Origin of the sequence: Streptomyces spinoverrucosus (assembly GCF_015712165.1) — a bacterium.
GTDB classification, from domain to species: domain Bacteria; phylum Actinomycetota; class Actinomycetes; order Streptomycetales; family Streptomycetaceae; genus Streptomyces; species Streptomyces spinoverrucosus_A.
In genome coordinates, this window is record NZ_JADPZX010000001.1 from 2099431 (window position 1) to 2117599 (window position 18169).

Here is an 18169-nt window from a genome sequence, read left to right on the forward strand (position 1 = left end):
CGGCGGCGGCGCGCCATGCCAGCCACGTTCGTCACACACCCGGAAGCGCGGGAGATCGTGTTCGACTTTCTTTCTGACTATGACGACCCGAGCCTGTTGGGCGCCTTCTGGGTGACGGTGCAGCTCACCGTGTTCTCCGGCATCGGCTCGCTGGTCTGGGGCACCCTGCTGGCCGCGATGCGGGTCAGCCCAGTCCCGCTGATGCGCGGCTTTGGCACCGCCTATGTGAATATTGTCCGGAACATCCCGCTGACGGTCATCATCGTCTTCACGTCGCTCGGCCTCGCCGATATCTTCGGGGTGACGATGGGCGCGCCGGACGACTTCGAGCTGCAGGGCTTCCGACTGGCGGTTCTTGGCCTCGTCGCCTACACCGCCGCCTTCGTCTGCGAGGCGGTGCGCTCCGGCATCAACACTGTGCCCGTCGGGCAGGCCGAGGCGGCCCGGGCTCTCGGGCTGACCTTCAGTCAGGTCCTGCGGCTCATCGTGCTGCCACAGGCCTTCCGCTCGGTCATCGGCCCGTTGGCCAACGTCCTGATCGCGTTGACCAAGAACACGACGGTGGCAGCCACGATCGGTGTGGCAGAAGCGGCCCTGCTGATGAAGGAAATGATCGAGAACGAGGCCCAGACCGTGCTCATCGGCGCGATCTTCGCATTCGGTTTCGTTGTACTGACTCTGCCCACCGGCCTGTTCCTCGGCTGGCTGAGCAAGCGACTGGCGGTGAAGCGGTGACCTCGGTTCTGTACGACGCCCCCGGCCCCAAGGCCAAGCGGCGCAACATCATTTTCTCGGCGGTCTTCGTCGCCCTGCTCGCTCTGCTCGTGTGGTGGGTCTGGCAGGTCATGGACGACAAGGGCCAGCTGCAATGGGCCCTGTGGAAGCCGTTCACCGAAGGCGAAGCCTGGACGACCTATCTGCTGCCCGGCCTCGCCAACACCCTGAAGGCCGCGGCACTCGCCATGGTCATCGCCCTGCCGCTGGGCGCCGTATTCGGCATCGCACGCCTGTCCGACCATCGGTGGGTGCGCGTTCCGGCCGGCGCGGTGGTGGAGTTCTTCCGGGCGATCCCGGTGCTGCTGCTGATGCTGTTCGCCAATGAGTTCTACGCCCGCTCGACGGACATCAGCAGCGAGGTCCGACCCCTGTACGCGGTCGTCACCGGCCTGGTTCTGTACAACGCCTCGGTCCTCGCCGAGGTGGTCCGGGCCGGCATCCTCTCCCTGCCGAAGGGACAGACGGAGGCCGCCCACGCCATCGGCCTGCGCAAGAGCCAGACGATGACCACCATTCTGCTGCCGCAGGCCGTCACGGCGATGCTCCCGGCCATCGTCAGCCAGCTGGTCGTGATCGTGAAGGACACGGCGCTGGGCGGCGCGCTACTCAACTACAGCGAACTCGTCAGTGCGCGCGGCACGCTCGCGGCCAATTACGCGAACGTCATCCCGAGCTTCATCGTCGTGGCGATCATCTTCATCGTCGTGAACTTCCTCCTCACCAGCTTCGCGAGCTGGCTGGAGGCCAGGCTGAGGCGGAGCAAGAAGAGCACCGGCGCGGTCCTCGGGGCCGAGAAGGTCGACGACCTCAACGCCGCGGAGGTCGGGGGTACGCACGGCACCGGCACCTGAGGCACCATCTGAGGGTGAGTCATCGGCCTTCAGTGACACGAGGGGCAGTGGCATGATCGCCACTGCCCCTCGTCACTTGACGCAAGCACCGGCAATGGGTTGCATACGTTCTGTGATCGTGCACCCTGCTCCAACCTCCTGTTCACATCCGTCTCCAGAGGCACCGCTGCGGACAGGGAGCGCCGCGTGGATCCGGTGATCATCGTCGGAGCGGGGCCCGTCGGGCTCACGCTCGCCCTGGCGCTCGCGCGTCAGGAAGTACCGTCCGTCGTCCTCGACGAGGGCCCGGGCACGGACGAACCACGGCTCGCCCGCACCGTCGTCCTGCGCGAGGACACCGCCGCGCTGATGGAACGGCTGACGGGGTTGCCGCTCACCGAGGCCGGGACCCGCTGGGCCGGATGGCGGTCGATGCGGCGCAGGCAGGTGGTGCGGGAGATCACGTTCGAGGGCTTCGACGACGTCGAAGGCTCGGGCGGCTTCAGGGGCCCCGGTTTCGCGGGTCCCGGTCCCGGCCTCACCCCCATCCCCGGCTCCGGCGACTTGGGCGGCCTCGGTCAACCGGACAAGGGCCGCCAGTTCGGCTCGGATTACGCCGTGACCACCGGCGCCGCCCCCGAGCTGCCGCCCCTGCACCTCGCCCAGCACGTCCTCACCGGCGCCCTGCGCGCCGCCATCGACCGCGAACCCCTCGTCGAGATCGCGATGGAGAGCCGACTCGACACCATCGAGCAGGAGACCTCCGGCGTCACCGCGCACACCCGGGGCCCCGAGGGCACCTGGTGGCGCGGCAGTTACCTGGTCGGCTGCGACGGCCCCCGCTCGACCGTGCGCAAGCTCCAGGACATCCGCTTCCCCGGCCGTACCGCGGTGGAACGGTACGCCGTCGCCGCACTGCGCGCGGAACTTCCCTGGCCCGGCCGGGCGTTGCTCCATCGGATGCCGCCGTGGCGGACGTCGGGCCCCTCGGCCGGGGAGATCACCGCACGCCCGCTCCCCGACGGCATCTGGCGGCTGGACTGGCTGCTGCCGCCCGGCAAGGACCTGGTCACGCCCGAACTCCTGGTGACCCGCATCCGGGAGACCCTCGCGGGCTGGACCGGCGGCTCCACACCCCCGTACGAACTCCTCGACACCGGCGTGCACACCGTCCACCACCGCCTCGCCCGCCGCTGGCGCGTCGGCCGCGTCTTCCTCGCCGGGGACGCGGCCCATCTGCTCGGCGCGCTCGGCACCCAGGGACTGGAGGATGGGCTCAAGGACGCCGACAACCTCGCCTGGAAGCTGGCACTGGCCTGGCACCACGGGCCGCGCGAGACCCTCCTCGACAGCTACCAGGCGGAGCGCCGCGACGTCGTCGCCGCCCGGCTGCGCGCCGCCGACCAGGTACTGCCGCTGCTGCGTGGCGGTGGGACCCTGCGCTCCTACGTACCCGGCGCGGGCCGCGGCCACGACGCGCTGCTCACCGACGGCCACCTGGGGCGTGGACCGATGGGCGCGCCGGCCGCGTACGCCGACTCACCCCTCGCGCCCCAGCGCATCGAAGCAGAGGTCCCCGTCGACACGCTCCCGGGTGCGCCGGTGGCGGATGTGCGGGTCACGGCGGAGGATGGTTCCTTCGTACAACTGCGCGACCGGCTCGGGCGCGGGGCGCTGCTCGTCGTACTGATCGCACCGGGCACCGGTGTGTGGGAGCGCAAGCACTGGGTGTCCGCCGGAATCATGCCCCGGCTCGCCGCCGCGGTCACCGCGCTGCCGCACCCGGCCGAACTGCTGGTTGCCGAGCGCTACCCGGGCGCCTCCGCCCACACCGTGCTCCTCATCCGGCCCGACGGCCATCTGGTCACGGCCCTCAACGGCGTCCGCCCGTCCGACCTGTACGCGGCGGCCGAGGCGGCACTGGGTGGGCCGGCGAAGGCCACGGCGGAAGCGACGGCGGGCTCCCGCTGACCTCTGGAAGCGCTGTGTGAGCTTCCGCCTCGCCGTCACCCTGTGTCTCCGTCCGCAGGGTGACGGTGAGTTGACCGGTCCGCACCGGCATGGTGTACTCCGGATCGTGACCGACACCTGTGTGCGCCTGTGGCGGAGGGTCCATATGGACCTCGTCCGCTACGCGGGCTGCGTGTGTCGTCCCTCCTGCTGATATCGCCTTCCCTCTTCTTCCGCGCGCGCCGCTGACGCCTCGCCGCGCGCGCTCTCGCGAACACTCATCAGGACGGTGCACGTTGTCTGTCTCCCCCTCTGCCTCTGTATCTCCTTCCGCCTCCGGATCTGTCGCGGCCGCTCCCACGCAGGCCGATCTCCTCGACTTCGCCCGGCGTACGGCCGCCGACACCGCGTTGATCGACTCCTTGCCGCTCGACCCGGAAGGCCGTACCTGGGTACGGCTGCAAGGTCCCGGCGGCAGCGAGGCCTGGCTCATCGGCTGGCCGCCCGGCACGGGCACCGGCTGGCACGACCACGCCGACTCGGTGGGCGCCTTCCTCACCGCCCGCGGCGAGCTCAAGGAGCACTCCCTCGCCGCCCGGCTGCCCACGGACGGCTGGAAGACCCTGGAACTCACGGAGGACGTCGACCGGGAACGCCGCCTGTCGGCGGGCCACGGCCGCTCCTTCGGCCGCCACCACGTCCACGAGGTACTCAACGAGTCCCCCGACCGACACGCCGTCTCCGTGCACGCCTACTACCCGCCGCTGCCGCGAATTCGGCGTTACAGCCGCGCGGGCACTGTGCTGCGGTTGGAGCAGGTTGAGCGGCCCGAGGACTGGCAGTGAGGCGGTGTGTGTGGCGGAGTGCGGGGTGAACCGGCAGTCGAGGTAGGGACGTTGAGGAGGGGCGATGAGCGATGAACGTGGGATGCCGGTGGGCATCGACGAGTTGCTGGAGCGGGTGCGCGAGGGGTACGCGCGGATCGAACCGCAGGAGGCGTACGAGGCCGCCCGGGCCGGCGAGGCGCTCCTCGTGGACATCCGGTACGCGGCCCTGCGGGAGCGGGACGGCGTGATCCCCGGCGCCCTGATCGTGGAACGCAACGAACTGGAGTGGCGCCTCGACCCCCACGGCAGCCACCGCCTTCCCGAGGCCACGAGCCACGAACTGCGCGTTGTGGTGGTCTGCAACGAGGGTTACGCGTCGAGCCTCGCGGTGGAGTCCCTGCACCGCCTGGGGCTGCACCGCGCGACGGACCTGGAGGGCGGGTTCCAGGCTTGGCGGGGTGCGGGGCTTCCGGTGACCGCGAACTCGTGAGGCTGGGCGCGGGGCGTGCGCGTGTGCGTGTGCGTGTCACCAACGTCCCGGGACGGCACGCCCTGTCCCCGCGAGGCCCCTCAGAACCCTTCCTCGCCCAGGAATTCCGTGTCCTCCCCCTCCTCCTCCAGGGCCTGCCTGACCACCCGCAAGGCCATCCCCTCGGGATAGCCCTTCCGCGCCAGCATCCCCGCCAGCCGGCGGAGGCGCTTGTCGCGCTCGAGGCCGCGTGTGGAGCGCAGCTTGCGGGCGACGAGTTCGCGCGCGGTCGTCTCCTCCTGCTCGGAGTCGAGCTGGGCGACGGCCGCGTCGATCAGCGTGGAGTCGACCCCCTTGGTCCGCAGCTCCTGCGCCAGCGCCCGCCGGGCCAGCCCTCGGCCGTGGTGCCGGGACTCCACCCAGGCGTCCGCGAAGGCACTGTCGTTGATCAGCCCGACCTCCTCGAACCGCGACAGCACCTCCTCGGCCACGTCGTCCGGGATCTCCCGCTTGCGCAGGGCGTCCGCGAGTTGCTTTCGCGTGCGCGGGGTCCCGGTGAGCAGGCGCAGGCAGATCGCCCGTGCCCGCTCAGCCGGGTCCCCTGGGGACTCCTCCTGCTCGGCCCTCGACAAGGAGGAGGTGCCCCCGTCCTCGGCGGACGGCTCGGCGAAGCCACGTCGACGTCGCCCGCGCGCCCGCCGTGAGCCGGCCTCGCCGCGCCCCCCGCGAGGCCGACCACCACCGCTCGCACCCGCACCGGCGCGCGAGCCGCCGTCCGGCCGGCCGTCACCGCGCCCGATCCCAGCACTCGACCCGCCGTCCGGCAACCAGTCGTCACCGTGCCCGGCCCGAGCACTCGACACGCCGTCCGGCAGCCAACCGTCACCGTGCCCGACCCCAGCACTCGACCCGCCGTCCGGCCAGCCCTCGCCGCGCCCGGCCCCGGCAAAGCCCCCCTCGTCCGCGCTCCCCGGATCCGGCTCTCGCGGGATGCCGGGGTATGCGTACTCGGCCCACTCGGTTCGCCGTGTCACGGGTCAGCTCTTGGCAGCCGCGGCCTTGGTCTTGGCCGTCTTGGTCGCCGCCGGGGCCGGGGCCGCCTTGGCCGGGTCGTCCGCGGGAGTGGAGACCGCGGCGTCCGTGCCCGGCTCGGCCGCAGGCTCCTCCGGCCGCACGCCCACGCCCAGCTTCTCCTTGATCTTCTTCTCGATCTCGTTGGCCAGGTCGGGGTTGTCCTTCAGGAAGTTGCGCGCGTTCTCCTTGCCCTGGCCGAGCTGGTCGCCCTCGTACGTGTACCAGGCGCCGGCCTTGCGGACGAAGCCGTGCTCCACGCCCATGTCGATCAGGCCGCCCTCGCGGCTGATGCCCTGGCCGTAGAGGATGTCGAACTCGGCCTGCTTGAAGGGCGGCGCGACCTTGTTCTTGACGACCTTGCAGCGGGTGCGGTTGCCGACCGCCTCCGTGCCGTCCTTCAGGGTCTCGATGCGGCGGATGTCGATGCGCACCGAGGCGTAGAACTTCAGCGCCCGGCCACCGGTCGTGGTCTCTGGAGAGCCGAACATCACACCGATCTTCTCGCGGAGCTGGTTGATGAAGATCGCGGTGGTCTTGGACTGGTTGAGCGCGCTGGTGATCTTCCGCAGGGCCTGGCTCATCAGGCGGGCCTGCAGACCCACGTGGCTGTCGCCCATCTCGCCCTCGATCTCAGCGCGCGGGACGAGCGCGGCGACGGAGTCGATGACGATGAGGTCGAGGGCACCGGAGCGGACCAGCATGTCCACGATCTCCAGGGCCTGCTCGCCGTTGTCCGGCTGGGACAGGATCAGGTTGTCGATGTCGACGCCGAGCTTCTTCGCGTACTCGGGGTCGAGGGCGTGCTCCGCGTCCACGAAGGCGACCTGTCCGCCGGCCTTCTGAGCGTTCGCCACCGCGTGCAGGGTCAGGGTCGTCTTACCGGAGGACTCCGGGCCGTAGATCTCCACGACACGGCCGCGCGGCAGCCCGCCGACGCCGAGGGCCACGTCGAGCGCGGTCGACCCGGTCGGGATGACCTCGATGGGCTCCTTCGCCCGCTCGCCCATGCGCATGACCGCGCCCTTGCCGAATTGCCGTTCAATCTGCGCGAGGGCGGCGTCGAGTGCCTTCTCGCGGTCGGTACCTGCCATGGGTTCCACCCGGTTTGCTTGAGTCGATCGCTTCACGCCAAAGACGCTAACGCCTGCCACTGACAATGCGCCCCGACGCCGGTCCGGCCTGTGGATAACTCGGGCACTTCTCCATCAAATCCCTGTGGAAAACCCGTCGAGAGCCTCACCGGAGCCTCCATAAGAATGGATGTTCGATTTTGGTGTCAAGCTCACCACACGGCACTTCCGAGACTACGACCGCGCACCGACACCAGTCCCCGATTCCCGCACCACCGCCCGAACTCCGCCCTGCTTCCCCCGTCGTACGACAGGTGTCTCCGGCCGTACGACGACCGCACCGGACCGCCTCCGCCAGGCTCCGGGCACGGAACCCCCCACGCCGCCGACGCAGATCACCACCCACGCCGCCGGCCGCGCCCCGTCTCCGGGAACCGCCGTCTCTCGCCTCTGCCACGCGACCGCGCTCCTCCTGATCGCCTCCGGGCTGGCGCACCTGGTGGTGTTCGCGGTCGACGGCGGCCCGTGGGTCGGGCCCGTCTCCTGGCGCAAGCCGGTGACCTTCGGGCTGTCTTTCGGGGTGACGCTGATGGCGGTCACCTGGGTCACGTCGTATCTGCGGATCGCGCCGAAGGTCCGTGCCGTGCTGCTCGTCCTGTTCGCCGCCGACTGTGTGGTGGAGGTCGGCGGCATCACCCTTCAGGCATGGCGTCGGGTGCCCTCGCACCTCGACATGGAGACGCCCTTCGACACTGTGGTGTCGATGACGCTCGCGGTGGGCGGCGGCGTCCTGGTGGTCCTGCTCACCGTCTTCGCGATCGCGTCGTTCCGGCACCGGCCTTCGGGTCCGGTGGGCATGGCCCTCGCCGTGCGGTCCGGGTTCGCCGTCCTGCTCGTCGCGCTGGTCTCGGGCGCGGCGATGATCGTGCGCGGCGTGATCCTCGTCCGGACCGGCGACCAAGAGGCGGCGTACCGCTCAACGGCCCCGCTGAAGCCGCTTCACGGGGTCAGTCTGCACGCGGTACTGGTCCTGCCCGCGCTGGTCTGGCTGCTCTCCCGCACCCCGTGGAGCGAGCAGGTCCGCGGCCGGATCGTCGGGGTGGCGGTCGGCTGCTATGGGGCGGCGGTCGCCGGCGCCACGGTGTGGGCCGTGCTCACGCACTGGCTGACGGCCGCAGCAAGCCCCCTTACTGGCGGCGAGCAAGCCCCTTCTGACGCCCGAGCAGGCCCCTTATGAACGCCCCTCCGCGGAGCCTTGCCCCGACTCCACCGACTCTCCTGGCCGCCCCGGCTGCCTCGCCGAGCCTTCGACCGATCCCCCGTGCTCCCCCTGCTCCCCAGACTCCGCCGCCCGCAGCCGCCCCCATATTCGCCCCGCGCTGGTAACGAGCCCCCTCCCCGGTGCTCGTCTCCGATGGCCGTGCACCCGAGGGTCGTCCGTGACGTCGTACCGCTTCACATATGCCCCGAGGAACGCCTGGAGCGTGGCGACCGCCGGGATGGCGATCAGCGCGCCGACCGCTCCGAGCAGGGCCGTGCCCGCGACGACCGACCCGAAGGCGACGGCGGGGTGGATGTCGACGGTCTTGGCGGTCAGCTTGGGCTGCAGCACGTAGTTCTCGAACTGCTGGTAGATCACGACGAAGATCAGCACCCACAGCGCGAACCAGGGATCGACCGTGAAGGCGATCAGCATGGGCAGGGCACCGGCGAGATAGGTGCCGATGGTGGGGATGAACTGCGACACGAGCCCCACCCAGACGGCCAGCACGGGCGCGTACGGCACACCCAGGACTTCCAGCAATATGTAGTGCGCCACTCCCGAGACGAGCGCCATCAGTCCGCGCGAGTACAGATAGCCGCCGGTCTTGTTGACGGCGATCTCCCACGCGCGCAGCACCTCGGCCTGCCGGGCGGGCGGCAGCACGGAGCACAGGGCGCGGCGCAGCCTCGGGCCGTCGGCGGCGAAGTAGAACGCGAACAGGGTGATCGTCAGCAGCTGGAACAGGCCCCCGAGGACCTGCGCGGACACGTCCAGGACGCCGGTGGCGCTGTTCTGAACGTAGTTGCGCAGCCAGTCGGAGCGGAGCAGGCCCTCCTGGATGTCCACGCGTCTCAGGTCGGTCTTGAAGTGGGCGTTGATCCAGTTGATGACGGAGTCGAGGTAGTCCGGGAAGCCCTCGACCATCGTGATGATCTGTCCCGCGAGCATCGAGCCGAGCAGCGTGACGAAACCCGCGGACGCGATCATCACGGCCAGGAAGACCAGGCCGGTGCCCAGCCCCCGGCGCATTCCGCGCGAGGCCATCCAGCTCACGGCGGGCTCGATGGCGAGGGCCAGGAAGAACGCGATCAGGATGTTGATCAGCAGGCCGGTGAGCTGGTGGAAGGCCCAACTGCCCAGCTGGAACACGGCGACCAGGGCCAGCGCCAGCACCATGGCACGCGGCAGCCAGCGCGGCATGTGCCTGCCGGCCGCGACGGCGCCACCGGCGGGAGGCCGGGTGGGCGGCGTCGTGCCGGAGGGGGATGCGTGCGGGGCTGCCTGCCCGGTCTCGTCTGCCACGCTGCAAGTCTCACCCATGGCACCGACAATCGGGTGACGTCCTGCGATCTTCGTGGGTCAGCGCTTTTCCTGTGGCACGTTCATGACCGTACAGACCACGCGCCACACGTCCTTGGCCTCCCAGCCGGCGTCGAGCGCCTGGTACACGGTGCGTTGGCCGAGCTCCGACATCACATGATCGCGCGCGAAGGTGTCGGCGTAACCCGAACCGAAGTGCTCCGCCATCCGCTCCCAGAAGACCGTCAACCTCATGACACCAGTATCCCGCCCCTGAGTGTGGGCCCGAGCCGGGAGCGCATGCCGAGACCGCTTTCCGTCCTACGGTCTGAGCCATGGCCGAAACAGGAGCTTCACCACTCCCCCCGACGCCCCCGGCGCACTCCCCGTTGTTCCGCGCCGAGCAGTTCGTCTGGCTCACCGCGCGCGTGCTGGAGCAGCGCCTCTTCGCGTACCACTTCCTCCACGGCAACGCCGACCCGGTGGAGACGGCACTGGACGCCTACCGCAACCAGGACGGCGGATACGGCCACGCCCTGGAGCCCGATCTGCGCGGTCCGGTGAGCCAGCCGCTGCACACCGCGCACGCCCTGCGTGTGTTGGACTCCATCGGGCGCTGCGGCGGCCAGCGCGTGGAGCGCGTATGCCGCTATCTGACATCCGTCTCCACGCCGGACGGCGCGCTGCCGGCGATCCATCCCAGCCAACGCGGCTATCCGACCGCGCCCTTCGTCCCGGTCGTCGACGACCCGCCCAGCGAACTCCTCGCCACCGGACCGGTGGTGGGCCTGTTGCACCGCAACGAGGTGTGGCACGCCTGGCTGTTCCGGGCCACGGATTTCTGCTGGCAGGCGGTCGAGTCCCTGGAGAAGTCCCATCCCTACGAGATCCAGGCGGCCGTGGCCTTCCTGGACTCCGCACCCGACCGCCCGCGCGCGGAGGCGGCCGCCGACCGCCTGGGCCGCCTCGTCCGCGAACACCGCCTCGCCGCCCTCGACCCCGACCGCCTGGACGACTACCCCGTTGCCCCCGGCTACGCCCCGGACGAGCACCACTTCCCGCACGACTACGCCAGGACACCGCACTCCCTCGCGCGCGTGTGGTTCACCGACGACGAGATGGCACGTTCCCTGGACTTCCTGGCGAGCGAACAACAGGAGGACGGCGGCTGGCCGATCCGCTGGCGCCAGTGGGCGCCGGCCCCCGCCCTGGAGGCACGCCCCCTGGTGACGATCGCGGCCCTGCACACCCTCAGGTCCTACGCCCGACCCATCGGCTGACCCCGCACCTCACGCGCCCATCGCCCGCACCCCCGCCGTCACGACCACAGCCGCCGCGACGACCAGCAGAAAGGGAGCACGCAGAAACAACGCCACGGCGGCCGCGGCAACCCCGGCGGCCCGCGCGTCCAGCACCAGCGTCCGCCCGTCGGCGAACGTCTGCTGGGCGGTGAGGGCGGCGAGCAGGGCGACGGGAAGCAATGCGGCCAGCCGCTTGACGAGGGGCCGCTCCAGCACGCCGCCCGGCACCAGCAGCCCGGCAAGCTTGACTGCGTAACAGCCGACGACTGTGACACCGATCGCGATCCAAACGTTCAACGATCCCCCTCCTGTCCCTCGCGGCGCCCCCGCACCCACAGCACGACCGGCGCCGCGAGCGCGGCCACCAGCACCGGCAAACCAGCCGGCAACACCGGCAGCAGCCCCAGCCCCAGAATCACCGCGAGCGCGGCGACAGCCCGCTCGGTCCCACTCCGCAGCATCGGCGCCAGCAAGGCCAGAAACACCGCGGGCCCGGCCGCATCAAGCCCCCAAGCAGCCGTATCGCCGATGGCCTCCGCCCCCAGCGCCCCGAGCAACGTGGTCAGATTCCACAGCACGTACAGACTGAGCCCGGTCACCACGAACCCGATCCGGGCACTGCGCCGCGTGGGCTGCGCCAACGCGACCGCCGCCGTCTCGTCGATCACCCACTGTGCGGCGAACGGACGCACCGCGCGCGGGAGAGCGAGTAGCTGCGACAGCCGCAGCCCGTAGAAGGCGTTGCGCACACCGAGGAAGAAGGCGCCCGCGGCCGCCGTGAAAGGATTCCCGCCTGCGGCGAGCGCCCCCACCAGCGCGAACTGGGACGCCCCGGTGAACACCAACAAACTGAGCGCGCACGTCTGCCACAAGCTGAGCCCACTGCCCGCCGAGGTCACCCCGAAGGCGAACCCCGACAGTCCTACGGCGACCCCGACGCCGAGCGCGTCCCGTACGACGGCGGCATCCGGTCTTCCATCGGCCCGTATGTCTGCGAAAGCTGTCTGTTCTGCCACGCCTCGGACGGTAGGCGAGGTCACCGAGCCAGGTCTTGTACGTTCTTGCGCTCCCGCTGGTACGCCCCCGGCGGCACCCCCACGATCCGGCTGAAGTGCCGGTTCAGATGCGGCTGGTCGGTGAACCCCACCATCGCGGCGGCCTCCGCGGGCGCCGTACCCGCATCCAGCAGCCGCCGTGCCCGCCGCACCCGGGCATCGGTCAGCCAGGCATGAGGCGGCATACCGTACGACTCCCGGAAAGCACGCAACAACGCGAACGGACTGGTCCCCAGCTCCCCCGCAAGCCTCTCCAGACTCGGCGGCTCGACCATCCGCGCCTCCAGCACCTCACGTGCCCGTGCGGCCACCCGAGTGCCAGCGGTCCGCACTTCACGCCGCGGCAAAGCCCCACCGTTCACCCGCAGCAACCGTGTCACCACAACACGCAGCAGCGTGTCTGCGGCCAGGGCATTTCCCTCCTCCGCAGCACGCAGTACCCGATGCACCAATCCAACCCCGTAGGGATCTTCAAAAACAGGCTGCACGAACCCGGGCGTCCCACGTATCACCGACGTCTCGGCAGCGATCTCCGTCACCACCTCCAGCGAGGGATAAACAGCCCCATACCGCCACCCCTCCGGCACCCCGGCGCGCCCGGTATGCGGAGTATCGGGATTGACGAGCGCCAGCGCCCCGGCCCCCGCAGACACATCACCCCCACCGTGATGAAAGACCTCCACCCCGTCCGCGATAGCAGCGATCACAAAACTCTCGTGCGTATGCCGCACAAACGACTTCCGGACATACCGGGCCCGCAACAGATCCACACCGGGCAGCTCCGAGTACTGCCAGTGCCGCGCACGCTCACCCGACCCCATGACCTCATTCTCCGCCACCAGGAACCGGACGCCCCCACGGCGGGGCAGCCGCCCACGGCGGGAAGGGGCCGTGTCGGGGGGTGTCCGCCCGCAGCGGTTGGCGCGTCAACCCGGCTGCGTTGGTAAGTGACCGATTCCGCGCCGTTCCGAGGACGGACACCCCCGACACGGCCCCGACGAGGCACGTACGCAGGCGCTACGCGCACCCCCACCGAACCGCAGGCGCGACAGCAACCCCGCACCCACGGCCACAGGCCGCCGCAGGCGCTACAGCAACCCCACAGCCACAGCCCGCCGCAGGCGCGACAGCACCCACGACCCCACAGCCACAGCCCGCCGCAGGCACCCGCACAACCAAACCCGCAGCTCAGCCCCCATTGTCAGTGCCGAGGTGCACGATGGACCCATGGCGAGCTCCACACACCGAGCCCTGGACGGCTTCTCCCCCGCGACCCGCGGCTGGTTCACGGGGGCCTTCTCCGCGCCCACCGCAGCCCAGGCGGGCGCGTGGCAGGCCATCCGCGAGGGCTCGGACGTCCTGGTCGTCGCCCCCACCGGCTCGGGCAAAACCCTGGCCGCCTTCCTCGCCGCCCTGGACCAGCTCACCTCCACCCCCACCCCGCCGACCCCAAGAAGCGCTGCCGAGTCCTCTACGTCTCCCCCCTCAAGGCCCTCGCCGTAGACGTAGAGCGCAACCTCCGCAGCCCCCTCACCGGCATCCGCCAGGAATCCGTCCGCCTGGGCCTGCCCGAGCCCGACGTCAAGGTCGGCATCCGCTCCGGCGACACCCCGGCCACAGAGCGCCGAGCCCTGTCCACCCGCCCCCCGGACATTCTGATCACCACCCCGAGTCCCTGTTCCTCATGCTGACGTCGGCCACCCGCGAGGCCCTCACCGGCGTGGAGACCGTCATCCTCGACGAGGTGCACGCCGTCGCCGGCACCAAGCGCGGCGCCCACCTCGCCCTCTCCCTGGAGCGCCTCGACGAGCTCCTGCCGAAGCCGGCCCGCCGCATCGGCCTCTCCGCCACCGTCCGCCCGGTCGACGAGGTCGCCCGCTTCCTCTCCCCCGCCGCAAGGTGGAGATCGTCCAGCCGAAGTCGGGCAAGGAGTTCGACCTCTCGGTCGTGGTCCCGGTCGAGGACATGAGCGAACTGGGCGGCTCCCCGGCCACCGACGCCGGCCCCGGCGGCGGCCCCGACGGCGGCGACCGCCCGTCCATCTGGCCGCACGTCGAGGAGCGCATCGCCGACCTCGTCCAGGCCCACCGCTCCACCATCGTCTTCGCCAACTCCCGCCGCCTCGCGGAGCGCCTCTGCAACCGCCTCAACGAGATCGCGTACGAACGAGCGACCGGCGAGCCCCTTGACGAACACCACGCCCCGGCCGAGCTCATGGGCGGCTCCGGCGCCGCCCAGGGCGCCCCGCCCGTCATCGCCCGCGCCCACCACGGCTCGGTCTCCAAGGAACAGCGCGCCCTCGTCGAAGAAGATCTCAAAGCCGGCCGCCTCCCCGCCGTGGTCGCCACCTCCAGCCTCGAACTCGGCATTGACATGGGAGCGGTCGACCTCGTCGTCCAGGTCGAATCCCCACCCTCCGTCGCCTCCGGTCTCCAGCGCGTCGGCCGCGCGGGCCACCAGGTCGGCGCGGTCTCCACGGGCGTGGTCTTCCCGAAGTACCGCGGCGACCTCGTCCAGGCGGCGGTGGTCACCGAACGCATGCGCACCGGCGCCATCGAGTCCCTCAAAGTCCCCGCCAACCCCTTGGACGTCCTGGCCCAACAACTCGTCGCGATGACGGCGATGGACACCTGGCAGGTGGACGACCTGCTCGCCGCGGTCCGCCGAGCCGCCCCCTTCGCCTCCCTCCCCGAATCCGCCTTCACGGCGGTCCTCGACATGCTCGCCGGCCGCTACCCGTCCGACGCGTTCGCGGAGCTGCGCCCGCGCGTTGTGTGGGACCGCGTCACCGGCGCGGTCACCGGCCGCCCCGGCGCGCAACGCCTCGCCGTCACCTCCGGCGGCACGATCCCCGACCGCGGCCTGTTCGGCGTCTTCCTGGCCGGCGCCGACCCCAAGAAGGGCGGCGGCCGGGTCGGCGAGCTCGACGAGGAGATGGTCTACGAGTCCCGCGTCGGGGACGTCTTCACGCTCGGCACCAGCTCCTGGCGCATCGAGGACATCACCCGGGACCGGGTCCTCGTCTCCCCCGCCCCGGGAGTCCCGGGCCGCCTCCCCTTCTGGAAGGGCGACCAGCTGGGCCGCCCGCTGGAACTGGGGCGCGCGGTGGGCGCGTTCCTGCGCGAGGTCGGCTCCCTCGGCAAGGAGGACGCCCGCCTCCGCCTGCTCGCCGCGGGCCTCGACGCCTGGGCCGCCGACAACGTGCTGTCCTACCTCGACGAACAACGCGAGGCGTGCGGCCACGTCCCCGACGACCGCACCATCGTCGTGGAACGCTTCCGCGACGAACTCGGCGATTGGCGCGTCGTCGTCCACTCCCCCTTCGGCGCCCAGGTGCACGCCCCCTGGGCGCTCGCGCTCGGCGCCCGCCTGTCCGAGCGGTACGGCATGGACGCCCAGGTCATGCATGCCGACGACGGCATCGTGCTGCGCCTGCCCGACGCCGACCTCATGAGCCTGGACCTGCTGGACCAGGAGCCGATGAAGCTGGGCACGGAGTACGACGCCGAGCAGGCCCCCGTCGGCGCCACGGACGTCGTCTTCGACAAGGGCGAGGTCGATCAGGTCGTCACCGACCAGGTCGGCGGCTCGGCCCTGTTCGCGTCCCGCTTCCGCGAATGCGCCGCCCGCGCGCTGCTGCTGCCCCGCCGCAACCCGGGCAAACGCACGCCCCTGTGGCAGCAGCGCCAGCGCGCCTCCCAACTGCTCCAGGTGGCGGGCGAGTTCGGATCGTTCCCGATCATCCTGGAGGCGGTTCGCGAATGCCTCCAGGACGTCTTCGACGTCCCCGGCCTCGTGGAGCTGATGGGCGACCTGGAGTCCCGCAAGGTCCGCCTGGTCGAGGTCACCACCCCCGAGCCGTCCCCCTTCGCACGCTCCCTCCTCTTCGGGTACGTCGCCCAGTTCCTGTACGAGGGAGACTCGCCGCTCGCCGAGCGCCGCGCCGCCGCCCTGTCGCTGGACTCGCGCCTGCTCGCCGAGTTGCTCGGCCAGGCGGAGCTGCGCGAGTTGCTCGACGCGGAGGTGCTCACCGAGCTGGAGCGGGAGCTGCAGTGGCTCACCGAGGACCGTCCGGTCAAGGACGCCGAAGGCGTCGCCGACCTGCTCCGCCTCCTCGGCCCGCTCACCGCCGCCGAGCTGGCCGAGCGCGGCGCCGAGCCACAGTGGGCCCCAGAGCTGGCCGGGCAACGGCGCGCGATCAAGGTCCGTATCGCCGGCGCCGACCACTGGGCGGCGATCGAGGACGCGGGCCGTCTGCGCGACGCGCTCGGCACGGCCCTGCCGGTCGGCGTCCCGGAAGCCTTCATGGAACCGGTCAAGGACCCGCTGGGTGACCTCCTCGCGCGCTACGCCCGCACCCACGGCCCCTTCACCTCGGCCACGGCCGCCGCCCGCTTCGGCCTGGGCGTCGCGGTCACCGACGGCGCCCTGCAGCGGCTCGCCGCGTCCGGGAGGGTCGTACAGGGCGAGTTCCACCCGGCCGGCATCGGCCAGGAGTGGTGCGACGCGGCAGTCCTGCGCCGGCTGCGCCGCCGTTCCCTGGCCGCCCTGCGGCACGAACTGGAGCCGGTCCCACCGGCCGCGCTGGCCCAGTTCCTCCCGCAGTGGCAGCACATCGGCCGCGGCCACGCGCTGCGGGGGATCGACGGACTGGTGCGCGCCATCGAGCAGTTGCAGGGCGCCTCGGTGCCCGCCTCCGCCCTGGAGAAGCTCGTCCTGCCGTCCCGCGTCACCAACTACACCCCGGGGATGCTCGACGAGCTCACGGCCGCCGGCGAGGTGGTGTGGGCCGGAGCGGGCGCCCTCCCCGGCAAGGACGGCTGGGTTTCCCTGTACATGGCGGACGCGGCCCCCCTGCTGCTGCCGCCTCCGCACCCCTTGGAGCTGACGGCCCTCCACGAATCCGTCCTGTCCGCCCTCTCCGGGGGCTACGGACTGTTCTTCCGCCAGATCGCCGACCAGGTCCGCGCCACCACGCACCCCGAGGTCACCGACCCCCAACTGGCCGACGCCATCTGGGACCTGGCCTGGTCCGGCCGGTTGACCAACGACACCCTCGCCCCGCTGCGTTCCCTGCTCGGCTCGGGCCGCACGGCGGGCTCCACAGCCCACCGCGCGAAGCGAACGATCCCGCGCGGCCGCTACGGCTCACTGACCGCCGCCGCCCGTACGGCGTCCCGCAGCGGCCCGCCCACGGTCGCCGGCCGCTGGTCCTTGCTCCCCGCCCACGAGCCCGACCCCACCGTCCGCGCCCACGCCCTGGCCCGCACACTCCTCGACCGGCACGGCGTGGTGACCCGGGGAGCGGTCGCGGCGGAGGGCGTCGAGGGCGGGTTCTCGGCGACGTACCGCATCCTGTCCGTCTTCGAGGAGAGTGGACAGGCCCGGCGCGGCTATGTGGTGGAGGGTCTGGGCGCCGCCCAGTTCGCGATGGACGGTGCCGTCGACCGCCTCCGAGCCGTGGCCAACGCCCGCGACCGGGGCGACGGCCTACCGGACCCGGACTTCGGCAACGGCACCGGCTCCCCCTCCACAAGCGGGCCCTTCGGCAACGGCACCCCCGGCTCACCCGACGGCTTCTTCACCCCCGCCGACGCCCTCGGCCCGTTCGACGACCACGCCTACCGGGACGACGAGGCGTACAACGACGCCGACGGCGATGCCCCGCTCGCACACCCCACCCCGGGCGAGTACGTGTCCCCAAAGGACTACGCTCCCCAGACACCCACCTGGCAGAACGGCGGCCGCACCCCGTACGACACGGGTAGCCCGGCCCGCCGGAACCGCCCCACCCCGGCCTCCCGCGCCGTCGTTCTCGCCGCCGCCGACCCGGCGAACGCGTACGGCGCCGCCCTGCCCTGGCCCGAACCTCCGACCGGCGCCAGCCACAAGCCGGGCCGCAAGGCGGGCTCTCTGGTCGTCCTGGTCGACGGCGAACCGACCCTCTACATGGAACGCGGCGGCAAGACCCTGCTGGCCTGGCCCAGCGCCCCGGACACCGCACCCACCGACGACACACGCCTGGACGCCGCCGCCGAGGCCCTCGCCGCAGCCGCCCGCGCGGGCTCCCTGGGCACGGTCACCGTGGAACGCATCAACGGCACCGCCGCGCTGACGTCCCCCATAGGCACGCTCCTGGAATCAGCGGGCTTCATCGCAACACCCAGAGGCCTGCGCCTTCGGGCGTGAGCCCACAACCACGAAGACCGGAGCCGACCAGCCCACCCCAGAGCCCCAGCCCCAAGAGACCCCA

General features: G+C 71.4%; 13 protein-coding genes and 3 pseudogenes. 9 read left to right on the plus strand and 7 right to left on the minus strand.

Annotated features, from left to right (window positions below):
• Positions 1-57: 57 nt before the first annotated feature.
• From I2W78_RS09395 to I2W78_RS09415, 6 genes are all read left to right on the plus strand, one after another.
• Entirely contained in the window at positions 58-735 is a 678-nt protein-coding gene (locus tag I2W78_RS09395; protein ID WP_196464486.1) for an amino acid ABC transporter permease, read from the plus strand.
• On the plus strand, positions 732-1628 hold the full coding sequence (locus tag I2W78_RS09400; protein WP_196458641.1) for an amino acid ABC transporter permease: 897 nt from the start codon (positions 732-734) through the stop codon (positions 1626-1628). The genes I2W78_RS09395 and I2W78_RS09400 overlap by 4 nt, the downstream gene beginning before the upstream one ends.
• Before the next feature lie 186 nt (positions 1629-1814).
• Positions 1815-3578 carry an FAD-dependent monooxygenase gene (locus I2W78_RS09405; protein WP_196458643.1) on the plus strand — a complete coding sequence of 588 codons (1764 nt, stop codon included), beginning with the start codon at positions 1815-1817 and terminating at the stop codon, positions 3576-3578.
• A gap of 121 nt (positions 3579-3699) precedes the next feature.
• Positions 3700-3771, plus strand: a complete 72-nt coding sequence (locus I2W78_RS41645; protein WP_309544753.1) for a putative leader peptide — start codon at positions 3700-3702, stop codon at positions 3769-3771.
• An 82-nt stretch (positions 3772-3853) separates the two neighbouring features.
• On the plus strand, positions 3854-4402 hold the full coding sequence (locus I2W78_RS09410) for a cysteine dioxygenase (RefSeq protein WP_196458645.1): 549 nt from the start codon (positions 3854-3856) through the stop codon (positions 4400-4402).
• Positions 4403-4466: 64 nt separating this feature from the next.
• Positions 4467-4874, plus strand: coding sequence for a rhodanese-like domain-containing protein (locus tag I2W78_RS09415; RefSeq protein WP_196458647.1), 408 nt, complete (start codon positions 4467-4469; stop codon positions 4872-4874).
• 80 nt (positions 4875-4954) lie between these two features.
• Here I2W78_RS09415 and recX read toward each other — a convergent pair whose 3' ends face one another.
• Together recX and recA are read right to left on the minus strand one after the other, a co-directional pair.
• On the minus strand, positions 4955-5887 hold the full coding sequence (gene recX / locus I2W78_RS09420) for a recombination regulator RecX (protein WP_196458648.1): 933 nt from the start codon (positions 5885-5887) through the stop codon (positions 4955-4957).
• A 3-nt stretch (positions 5888-5890) separates the two neighbouring features.
• Positions 5891-7018, minus strand: a complete 1128-nt coding sequence (recA, locus tag I2W78_RS09425) for a recombinase RecA (protein WP_196458649.1) — start codon at positions 7016-7018, stop codon at positions 5891-5893.
• Positions 7019-7391: 373 nt separating this feature from the next.
• On the opposite strand from recA, the pseudogene I2W78_RS09430 reads away from it, so the two are divergent.
• Positions 7392-8159, plus strand: a pseudogene (locus tag I2W78_RS09430) (hypothetical protein); the annotation flags it as partial.
• Between the two features lie 69 nt (positions 8160-8228).
• Here the strand turns inward: I2W78_RS09430 and I2W78_RS09435 are convergent.
• Together I2W78_RS09435 and I2W78_RS09440 are read right to left on the minus strand one after the other, a co-directional pair.
• The gene (locus tag I2W78_RS09435; RefSeq protein ID WP_307783951.1) at positions 8229-9461 is read right to left on the minus strand and encodes an AI-2E family transporter; all 1233 of its coding nucleotides are present in this window, start codon (positions 9459-9461) and stop codon (positions 8229-8231) included.
• 159 nt (positions 9462-9620) lie between these two features.
• Positions 9621-9815 (minus strand): DUF3046 domain-containing protein, encoded by a 195-nt coding sequence (locus I2W78_RS09440; protein WP_196458650.1) that lies wholly within the window; start codon positions 9813-9815, stop codon positions 9621-9623.
• An 80-nt stretch (positions 9816-9895) separates the two neighbouring features.
• On the opposite strand from I2W78_RS09440, the gene I2W78_RS09445 reads away from it, so the two are divergent.
• Positions 9896-10840, plus strand: coding sequence for a hypothetical protein (locus I2W78_RS09445; protein WP_196458651.1), 945 nt, complete (start codon positions 9896-9898; stop codon positions 10838-10840).
• 9 nt (positions 10841-10849) lie between these two features.
• On the opposite strand, the gene I2W78_RS09450 is transcribed toward I2W78_RS09445, so the two are convergent.
• From I2W78_RS09450 to I2W78_RS09460, 3 genes and pseudogenes are all read right to left on the minus strand, one after another.
• Entirely contained in the window at positions 10850-11158 is a 309-nt protein-coding gene (locus I2W78_RS09450; protein WP_196458652.1) for an AzlD domain-containing protein, read from the minus strand.
• On the minus strand, positions 11155-11877 hold the full coding sequence (locus I2W78_RS09455) for an AzlC family ABC transporter permease (RefSeq protein ID WP_196458653.1): 723 nt from the start codon (positions 11875-11877) through the stop codon (positions 11155-11157). The genes I2W78_RS09450 and I2W78_RS09455 overlap by 4 nt, the downstream gene beginning before the upstream one ends.
• 23 nt (positions 11878-11900) lie before the next feature.
• Positions 11901-12737, minus strand: a pseudogene (locus tag I2W78_RS09460) (AraC family transcriptional regulator); the annotation flags it as partial.
• Between the two features lie 406 nt (positions 12738-13143).
• Here I2W78_RS09460 and I2W78_RS09465 point away from each other — a divergent pair.
• A pseudogene (locus tag I2W78_RS09465) lies at positions 13144-18105 on the plus strand (ATP-dependent helicase).
• Positions 18106-18169: the final 64 nt, after the last annotated feature.